This is a genomic window from Bacteroides sp. B1-V-101, assembly GCF_023656585.1.
Taxonomy (GTDB): Bacteria; Bacteroidota; Bacteroidia; order Bacteroidales; family Bacteroidaceae; genus Bacteroides; species Bacteroides thetaiotaomicron.
Genome location: NZ_JAMOKH010000049.1, coordinates 34,262 through 42,956 on the forward strand (window position 1 = coordinate 34,262; position 8,695 = coordinate 42,956).

5 protein-coding genes are annotated in these 8,695 nt (G+C 37.6%); 3 read left to right on the forward strand and 2 right to left on the reverse strand.

Translation table 11 applies throughout. The features are described 5' to 3' along the window. The first annotated feature begins 8 nt into the window (after positions 1-8). The 3 genes from NBH01_RS23465 to NBH01_RS23475 all read left to right on the forward strand — a co-directional run bounded on the left by NBH01_RS23465 (position 9) and on the right by NBH01_RS23475 (position 5,878). Positions 9-1,817, forward strand: coding sequence for a hypothetical protein (locus NBH01_RS23465; RefSeq protein ID WP_062695783.1), 1,809 nt, complete (start codon positions 9-11; stop codon positions 1,815-1,817). Between the two features lie 760 nt (positions 1,818-2,577). Further along, the gene (locus NBH01_RS23470) at positions 2,578-4,092 is read left to right on the forward strand and encodes a PCMD domain-containing protein (protein ID WP_081029961.1); all 1,515 of its coding nucleotides are present in this window, start codon (positions 2,578-2,580) and stop codon (positions 4,090-4,092) included. A 286-nt stretch (positions 4,093-4,378) separates the two neighbouring features. Continuing rightward, positions 4,379-5,878 carry a PCMD domain-containing protein gene (locus NBH01_RS23475; RefSeq protein WP_250700333.1) on the forward strand — a complete coding sequence of 500 codons (1,500 nt, stop codon included), beginning with the start codon at positions 4,379-4,381 and terminating at the stop codon, positions 5,876-5,878. Positions 5,879-5,966: 88 nt separating this feature from the next. Here NBH01_RS23475 and NBH01_RS23480 read toward each other — a convergent pair whose 3' ends face one another. Together NBH01_RS23480 and NBH01_RS23485 are read right to left on the reverse strand one after the other, a co-directional pair. Further along, entirely contained in the window at positions 5,967-6,752 is a 786-nt protein-coding gene (locus NBH01_RS23480) for a porin family protein (protein WP_008766969.1), read from the reverse strand. 12 nt (positions 6,753-6,764) lie between these two features. Beyond that, positions 6,765-7,889: a PCMD domain-containing protein gene (locus NBH01_RS23485; protein ID WP_250700334.1), complete on the reverse strand. Its 1,125-nt coding sequence runs from the start codon at positions 7,887-7,889 to the stop codon at positions 6,765-6,767. Between the last annotated feature and the right edge of the window lie 806 nt (positions 7,890-8,695).

Genomic DNA, 8,695 nt, shown 5'->3' on the forward strand with positions numbered 1-8,695 from the left:
GGCTGTTTATGAAGATGCTAAGAATCATAATGATATTACTGGGCGCATTATTGCTTACCAACTGTTCGGGTGATTTTGAACAGGAGACCGGCATTGTTCCTTCCCATTCCGGACAAGTGTCGTTTTTGTTTGGGTTGCAGCAAGACGATGCGTCCGTGGTGCAGACACGCGGAAGCAAACCGGAGCAGATCACTCGTATGTGGTATGCTATTGCCAATGAACGTGGAGAGATTATTAAGCCCTTATATCAGAAGCTGGAAGAAAACTTCTCAAAATTGACTATCGAAGGATTGAGTATGGGGGATTATACAGTCGTTTTTCTGGCTACTACGAGCGAGGAAGAAGATGAGGCTGTTAAAGAACCCGAAAAACTGTCCGATGACTGGTTGATAAATCATGCGGAAAATGCGCCGTTAGATGCGGTTTACTTTTATAAGAAAATAGAATTGCATATCGGCAGAGATCAGGCTTCGGTGTCGCATACAGTGGTCTTGGAGCGTTCTGTAGGGCGAGTGGATGTCGATTTGAATGTATCGTCCGATTATATGTGGAGATTCATTCGTAAAATCGATATAACTTTCGACGATGCCGAAGGAATATATGCGACTCTTGGTGCAGACGGGAAATATTCCGGAACCAGAAAGATAGAATCTTATGACATTACCGGGAAATACTCGTTTTACTCATTGCCCGGCACAAAAGCATTATCCGGATTTGTGACGATTGAGTCCGATCGCAGTGATGGAACTCAGTTTGTCCGTAAATACCGTTTCACGGATTGTAAGATTGAGGCAGGCCGTGTATCTCATATTAGTATTGATTATCTGCATCCGGAAAATCAGGATGGTTCACTTTATGTTCGCAAGGAGGACTTCTTTCGGTTTCGCACGGATACGATGTTTTTGGCCAGTGAGCCACGTGAGGTCTTTTATGACAGTCGCCGTCGTTCTTTTTATGCGAATGCTCCGTTGCAGGTTTCCATTTCAGACGAACATCAGTTGCTTGTCAAGTTCTTTTCTCCTGTAGGTATTCAGGATGTGAAGATTATGTGCCGTTTTAATAAATTTAGCATGGAGTTCTTCGAACTGGCACATTTTGAACAGATTTATCCGTTTATGGAAGCGTCATTCCCCTTGCCGGTTGTAGATTCGGAACGGACATTCACTACAAGTAGTGGACGGAAGATAGTGGTGCCTGCACAGCCCGGACTTTCCAATGATGATGTGACGCTTGTTATTCGTACAGAAGATCCGTTTATGAAGAAAATAGAACAGATAGACAGTCGCTGGTTTATACGTTTTTCTTCTTATTCGGCTGACAATGGTCATGCGTATTGGCGTCATATGAATCCGTTATTGTGCCGTCACGGAGTGGCGTTGGCTGTCAATATGGCTTTCATGTTCTCTTCCGAAGAGTTTAATATGGAAATGAACAAATACGAAGGTTTGTTGAAAGACAATGGAGGAAATCCGATCAATCTGGATGCGTTGCGTCAAAGAATCCGTAATCATGGCGGGCTTGTGCTGGGGTGTGTTGCCGGTGTCGGCGGATTAGGTGGAGGCAATACGTACGGCTTGGCTAATTATTGTTATACCGGTGTTTATTTTGATGCGACTCCTCCGGATGCCCATCCGCATAATTATCCCCGTCAGGCCATGTTTCATGAATACGGGCATTGCCTTGGGTATAGCCATAGCAGTACGATGACATATGGTGACCAATGGACGGTGTTGTGTGCAACGGTTTTTGTGGATATGGGAAAGAATGGCAAATTGCCGGTATGTTCGAAAGAGATAATAGCACAGTTACCGATGTAATCTGAAATCTTTTTCCTTCTTGCTTATTGCAAGTACAAGAAAAGCCCCGAACCATCACGGTCCAGGGCTTTTTTTCATCATTATAAACATGTATATAAGCAATACTAAATTTAAACACGTAAGACATCACGCATACAAACGACGCTAACTGCCCATTATGGGCTGTCAACATTTGCATATATATATTTATAGATTAAGAAAGAATATCGCATCATCACGACTGAATATTCTGAGTAAAATGATATTAAATCAGTAGTAATTTCAAATGGTTCCGCCATCACAACGAAACGACATTTGTAATAAATTCAATATTAAACATGTCTAACTTTGTACTTTGACAAACTTTCAATTATGACTAAGACTGCAAAGATACAGCTTTTTTAATAAATATGCAATAATTATAATGTCGTAAATTCACTTCCGTCATTCGTAAGGGGGAGGCTGTTGAGCGGATATAAAATCGGGAAAAGTTTCTATCGTTGATAGATGTGATGATTTATAGGTATATGGATTGTGATAGGGATTTGTGTGAAAAGATGATTGCCTTGGTGCAGAACTATATATCTGCTTACTCTTCCCTTTTATAACTTGAATATTAATATTAGAACTTTTATTTTTCTTATTTTTGGGGTGTGAATAAATGATATATTAAAAATAGAACATAGAATGCCAAGAATGGCACTTGTGGTAGTTATTTTAAATCTTTTACTTTGCGTGATTTTATGTGATAAAAAAGAATTTATAATTAACTATGAAGATTATGAAGAAAAGATTGTTGTATTTGTTTATGCTTATTAGTTCGGTGAGTCTATTTATGAGTTGTAGTGACGATGACGATGTGAAATATCCGGTTGACAGTGAACTTGCAGGTGCATATAAAGGAACGATGGATGTATATTATGTGGGAGTATCTACTCCTATAGCTTCTGATATGGTTCAGAAGGTTTATATCTCAAAGGCTTCGGATACTGCTGTAAAACTGGAACTGAGAAACTTTACTATTACCGTAGCAGGTGCTGAGCTTCTTATTGGTGACATTACTGTGGATAATTGTGCTTTGACAAAAAGTGGTGATGCTTATAAGTTTTCCGGCAATCAGACATTAAGTCTTGTTGTGGGATCATGCAATACATCCGTTTCGGGTACAGTTGGTAAGAATGCTGTAGATATGGTTATTGATGTAGATGTAGAAGGCGGAATGAAAGTTAAGGTCAATTATAAAGGTACTAAACTGTCAGGAAGTGAAAACACGGAGGCTAAAATAACCGATTTTACTATTGATGACGAAGTTATAACAGTAGCACCGGTTATTGATGATGCAAAGAGTGCCATTACGTTTAAAGTTAATGATGAGGCTACTGAGGAAGACTTGAAAGCCTTGGTGCCAGTCATTGCTATTTCAGAAAAGGCTACCGTAACTCCGGCAAGTGGTGTTGCTCAGGACTTCTCCGGAGGAAAAAGTGTTGTTTATACTGTAGTTGCTGAAGATGGAACATCAAGAAAGTATACAGCTTCTATTGAAGGTGTTCAGAATATCATGAAATATTCTTTGGATGAATGGTCTGAATTTGATGCAGGTAATAGTTATGAAAATTATTGGACTCCGGAGCCAGCAGGATTCCTGGCTACTTCCAATGGTGGTGCCAAAATGTTGAATGGATCATCTTCGGCAGTAAAAGTAGGCTATCCTGTGATGGAAGAATCTGAAGGATTTAGTGGTAAGGCTGCCAAATTGGTGACATTGGATTCTAGAGCACATGCTTTAGGCAGTATGGCACCTATCACTTCCGGCTCTTTATTTACGGGTACGTTCAGTCTTAATATGCTTGCTCCTTTGAAATCAACCAAATTTGGTATTGCTTATGACAAGGAGCCTAAATTATTAAAAGGCGTATATAAATATAAAGCAGGAACGAACTATATAGATGGTTCTGTCAAACCAGCGCAGGAGGGGCTTAACATTATCGACGAATGTTCTATTGCTGCGGTATTGTACGAGGCAAAAGATGCAGCCGGCAAAGATGTGACACTCACAGGAGTAGATATTAATACTTCAGAATATCGTGTGGCAGAAGCTCGCTTGAAAGATGGTACGGATAAAGATGAATGGACTACATTTGAACTTGCATTTGAGTATTTGCCGGAGAAATCTTATGATAGTACTAAAGAGTATAAGTTAGCCATTATATGTTCTTCCAGTAAGGAAGGTGATAAGTTCAAAGGCGCAGCTAACAGTACGCTGATCGTTGATGAATTGGAGGTTATTGGCGAGTAATGAGATGTATAGCTAGAATAATAGGTTAGTTATATGAAAATTTGAAAACTATAATATTTTGAATATCGAAAAAGGGGGGACTTGAAATCCCTCCTTTTTTGGTATATATTTGTTGAGTATGCTGTAAATATGAACCTTAAAAAGTAGATAAAAACAGCTTTTTTGCAATATGATCTTAAAAATAGATCATAAAATACAAAGAATGGACCTTGTGATAATTAATATAAATATGTTACTTTGTACCCGATTTTGCGATCAAATAGATTATTAACTAAATAAGAGAATTATGAAAAAGAGTTTGTTGTATTTGTTTATGCTTGTTTGTTCAGTCAGCTTGTTTTCAAGTTGTGGTGATGACGATGATGTTAAATACCCTGTTGATAGTGAGTTAGCTGGTGCATATAAAGGAAAGATGGATGTATATTATGTAGGTGTAAGTACTCCTATTGCTTCTGATATGGTTCAGAAAGTTTATATATCAAAAGCTTCTGATACTGCAATTAAGTTGGAATTAAAGAATTTTGTTATAAATGTAGCAGGTACTGATATTACTATCGGTGATATTGCTGTGGATAATTGCGCTTTAAAACAGGATGGTGAAGCTTTCCAGTTTTCAGGAAGTCAAACTTTAGAATTGGTTGTTGGTTCATGTAATACTTCTGTTTCAGGTACGATCGGTAATGGAACCATTGATATGGTTATTAATGTTGATGTAGCTGGCGGAGGAATGAAAGTGAAAGTTAATTATAGGGGTAGTAGATTATCTGGTAATGAAAGTGTAGAAGCTAAAATAACCAGTTTTACCTTTGATAGTGAATTGGTAACAAGCCAACCAGTGATTGATGAGGAGAATAAAACTATAACATTTAAGGTTAGTGAGGATGCTACTCCTGAAGAACTGAAAACTTTAGCTCCTACTATTACAGTTTCTGATAAAGCAACTGTTACTCCCGGCTCTGGTGTAGCTCAAAATTTTGCAGGAAATGTTGTTTATACAGTTGTTGCTGAAGATGGAACTACTAATCAATATACTGTTTCTATCGCTGCTAAGACAAGTGTTTTGAAGTTTTCATTTGAAGAATGGGAAAATGTTCCAGGTAGTCTTTTGGCTAATGAATATGATAAACCTCTTCCTACAGATGTGCTTGCAACTAGTGCTGAGGGCGCTGCCATGCTGAAACTTATGGGAGTTACAACTATGCCTGTTTACAAGACAGATGATAAGAAAGAAGGTGAGTATGCCATAAAGCTAGTGACTATGGATACAAGTGCTAAAGCTAATGCTTTAGTTCCGGCGATTACTTCAGGATCTGTATTTACTGGTAAATTCGATATGGATTTTCTTGAACAGGGGAAATTATATTGCACAAGATTTGGTGTTTTATATGATAAAAAACCAGTCGTTTTCAAGGGATGGTATAAGTATACTCCTGGGGAGAAGTTTATTGATGGTACAGATGTTAATAATATTGTAGAGGTTAAGGATCGGATAGATGAGTGTGCTATTCAAGCTGTATTATATAAAGTTGATACTGATGATGAAGTTCTGACTGGTTTTGATATCAACACTTCAGAGAAACGTGTCGCTGTGGCTGCTTTATCTGATAAAACTGCTAAAGTAGATTATACTTACTTCGAAATACCTTTTGAATTTTTGAAAGATTATGAAGAAGGAGCAAAATATAAATTGGCCATTGTTTGTTCTTCAAGTAAAGAAGGTGATTTGTTTAAAGGTGCTGGCGGAAGTACCTTAATTCTTGATGAACTAGAAGTTATGGGAGAATAATTTATCAATGATTAAAAAAGGCGAGAAACTAAAAGTTTCTCGCCTTTTTTAATAGCTATAATGAAATTAATGTAAAGATTGTTTTTTATTAGAATGCATACCCGAATCCTACATTTAAATAAATAGGATACATAGCAAATGAAATCGTATCAAAATCCTTCTTAAAGATATCGTTCAATCCCCATGTTAAATCAGCATACACATTTAAATGTTTGAATGCTCTCCACTCACCGCCTAATTGCAATCCCCATTGGAATTTACGCAGATTGTCAGAGAAATCATAAGTAGCAATGCTTTCACCAGTAAAATCTACTCGCGAACCTGTCTGATCCGGAGTACGCAAGTGACCTTCATATACATGTCCGGAGAAATTTCTTTCAATAAGATAAGATACATACGGACCTGCTGAGACTTTCCAACGTTTGCTTACTTTATAGTTGGCAACTACTGGGATAGTCAGATAAGAGTTTTTGACTTTAGTCTTTACGCCACCGGTCCATAAGCCTTGTAACTCTCCGCCGTTGGTGTTGATAATCTTCATTCCATAGTTCTTTACTGTAGCTTCTGTGGTCATATTCTTATTTTCAAGTCGTACCCCTACAGTCATTCCCCATTTCGTGTCAAACCATTTAGTTGCGTTTCCTTCAATTGAAATGGCGAGGCCACCAGGGGCATAGCTATCTATTTTACGAATTTCTTCAGGTAGAGGCAATGGAGAAGTTCCTCCAATACTGAAACCTGCCTTGATTCCATATTCCCATCCGTGTAAGTACGACCAGATGATACCTTGATTTCTTTCTTCTTGCGCCTGCGCTGAAAGTGTACTTACTAATAGTAGTACAGCTATAATATTGAGTAATTTATATCTTTTCATTTTCTTGTTTTTTTAGTCTTCGCAAATAAGTTCTACTTCATCGACATACAGTGTACTGCCTACTGCTCCCTTAAAATAAGCACCGTCTACACTGGACGAAAGCACTATACCTAATTTGTATTTTCCATTCTTTAATTTGGTATCATCAATTACTCGTCCTTTTACCGGTTCGAAAGGAATTTCAAAATCAGTCCATTGATCTGATTCAACAACATCTTCCGGTTTAATTCGCGCTAATGATACTAACTTATCTGAAGTAAATACATCATCACCATTAAGCATGACAGAATTGTTCTCAGCTTCATACATAACAGCATAAATATCACATTTGTCTCTTACACCCTCTTGTGGTTTTCCTTCTACGGAATATACATCTCCTGCTTTAAATTTATAATGTCCTTTGAGCGTTTTAGGGCGTTTATAGAACTGGAAACCGAAATTAGTGGCTTTTCTAGGATCTGTTAATGCATTTCCTACCTCAAATGTTCCGATAAATAAGTTACCGGCAGCAATATACATCTTTACCATTGCTCCAAAACTACCGGTATCACGAGTTTCCAATTTAACTCCTTTACCTCTGAAACCATTGGCTACCTGTACAGTTGGGTAATCTGTTTTGGAGTTTGCCATACCTGTCAATTTAAAACCCGGATTACCACTTGACCATTGTAATACTTTAGATATTCCTTGTGAAGTGCCCGGCTGGAATTCATAAAAGATATCGTAGTCATTGGAAGGTAATAACTCTTCAAAGTTGAAAGAAGTAGGTAATTCTGCTAAAACAACCTTGACGGTATAAACAGGTTTCCATTGACCGTCTTCTGATGTGACAGTGAATTTCCGGGAATGTAGCTCTTCACTAAAGTCATATGTGGCTTCTGTATCTCCAGCAACTTGATCATTTATTTTTATAGTGGCTCCTTCCGGAATTACAAATTCTAACTTTTGTTTGGACAAGTCAGCTCCCTTGTTTACATATACATTGATCAGCTTTGAATCAGCATTGATGTTTGCTAATTGTACATCATCACCTGTACAAGCATCAATGGCTGCTTCTGAGTTCAGTGCTTCATCCTGTATGCAGGAAGTTGCAGCACAAGCTAGTATGAAACAGGCTATTAAAGTCTTAATTTTCATGCGGTTTAATCTTTTTAGTTACTAATTCAGTCTCTTTATATAAAACTCGGGTGCAAAGTTAAGTTTCTTTTTGAAATCTAGCGCTCTGTTAGTGAGGTAATTCAATAAAATTAGTGCCTTTTATAAAAATAGTGTGGACTAAAAGATGAAAAAGGCTTTTGCTTAGTTTACTAATAATTCATTCCAAAATACCAAAATGGGATAGATCGAATGGGTGCTATATTCGTGCTCGTACTCTTTAAATAACTTGTTGAAGTTTTCGTATAAGCAATTCATAGCTGAAGTGCATTTATCTGCAATGATGCGATAATTGCACAACAAAAGTGCAGTATTATGCATATTTCTGCACTTTTGTTGTGCAGAGAATTATCAAGGATTGCTCAATAGTAATTTAGCATCACTTTTGCTCTCATGCTCTAACAAACTGTCTGTATCCCTTTATTCATCGTGGTTTTCGGTGTGGTAGCAACTGTGGTAGCAGGTATGAGAGCAAATGCTTGCTCTCACTTTTCCAAATCCAATCTCTAACCTTTGTAGTATCTTCGTTTTATTCCTGTAATTCCAATGTCAGTTTCAACCGTTGGAACAAAGTGTTTCAACCTTTGAAACTATTAGTTTCAAGGCATGAAACCTTTTGTTCCAAGGCATGAAACTATTAGTTTCAAGCGTTTGAAACTTTCTGAAACTGTACTTCCCTAATAATGGTTGACTTGTTTATCTCTAATAGCTGCTATGTGTTGACTAGAAATATTACTAACCCTGGCAGCTGTTTACTTTATTATTTATTATTCCTGCCTCCGGTTTAC

What these genes read in the sequence shown, in the direction of transcription:
- NBH01_RS23485 (WP_250700334.1), bottom strand. Translation starts at nt 7,889, where the DNA reads ATGAAAATTAAGACTTTAATAGCCTGTTTCATACTAGCTTGTGCTGCA.
- NBH01_RS23465 (WP_062695783.1), top strand. Translation starts at nt 9, where the DNA reads ATGAAGATGCTAAGAATCATAATGATATTACTGGGCGCATTATTGCTT.
- NBH01_RS23475 (WP_250700333.1), top strand. Translation starts at nt 4,379, where the DNA reads ATGAAAAAGAGTTTGTTGTATTTGTTTATGCTTGTTTGTTCAGTCAGC.
- NBH01_RS23470 (WP_081029961.1), top strand. Translation starts at nt 2,578, where the DNA reads ATGAAGAAAAGATTGTTGTATTTGTTTATGCTTATTAGTTCGGTGAGT.
- NBH01_RS23480 (WP_008766969.1), bottom strand. Translation starts at nt 6,752, where the DNA reads ATGAAAAGATATAAATTACTCAATATTATAGCTGTACTACTATTAGTA.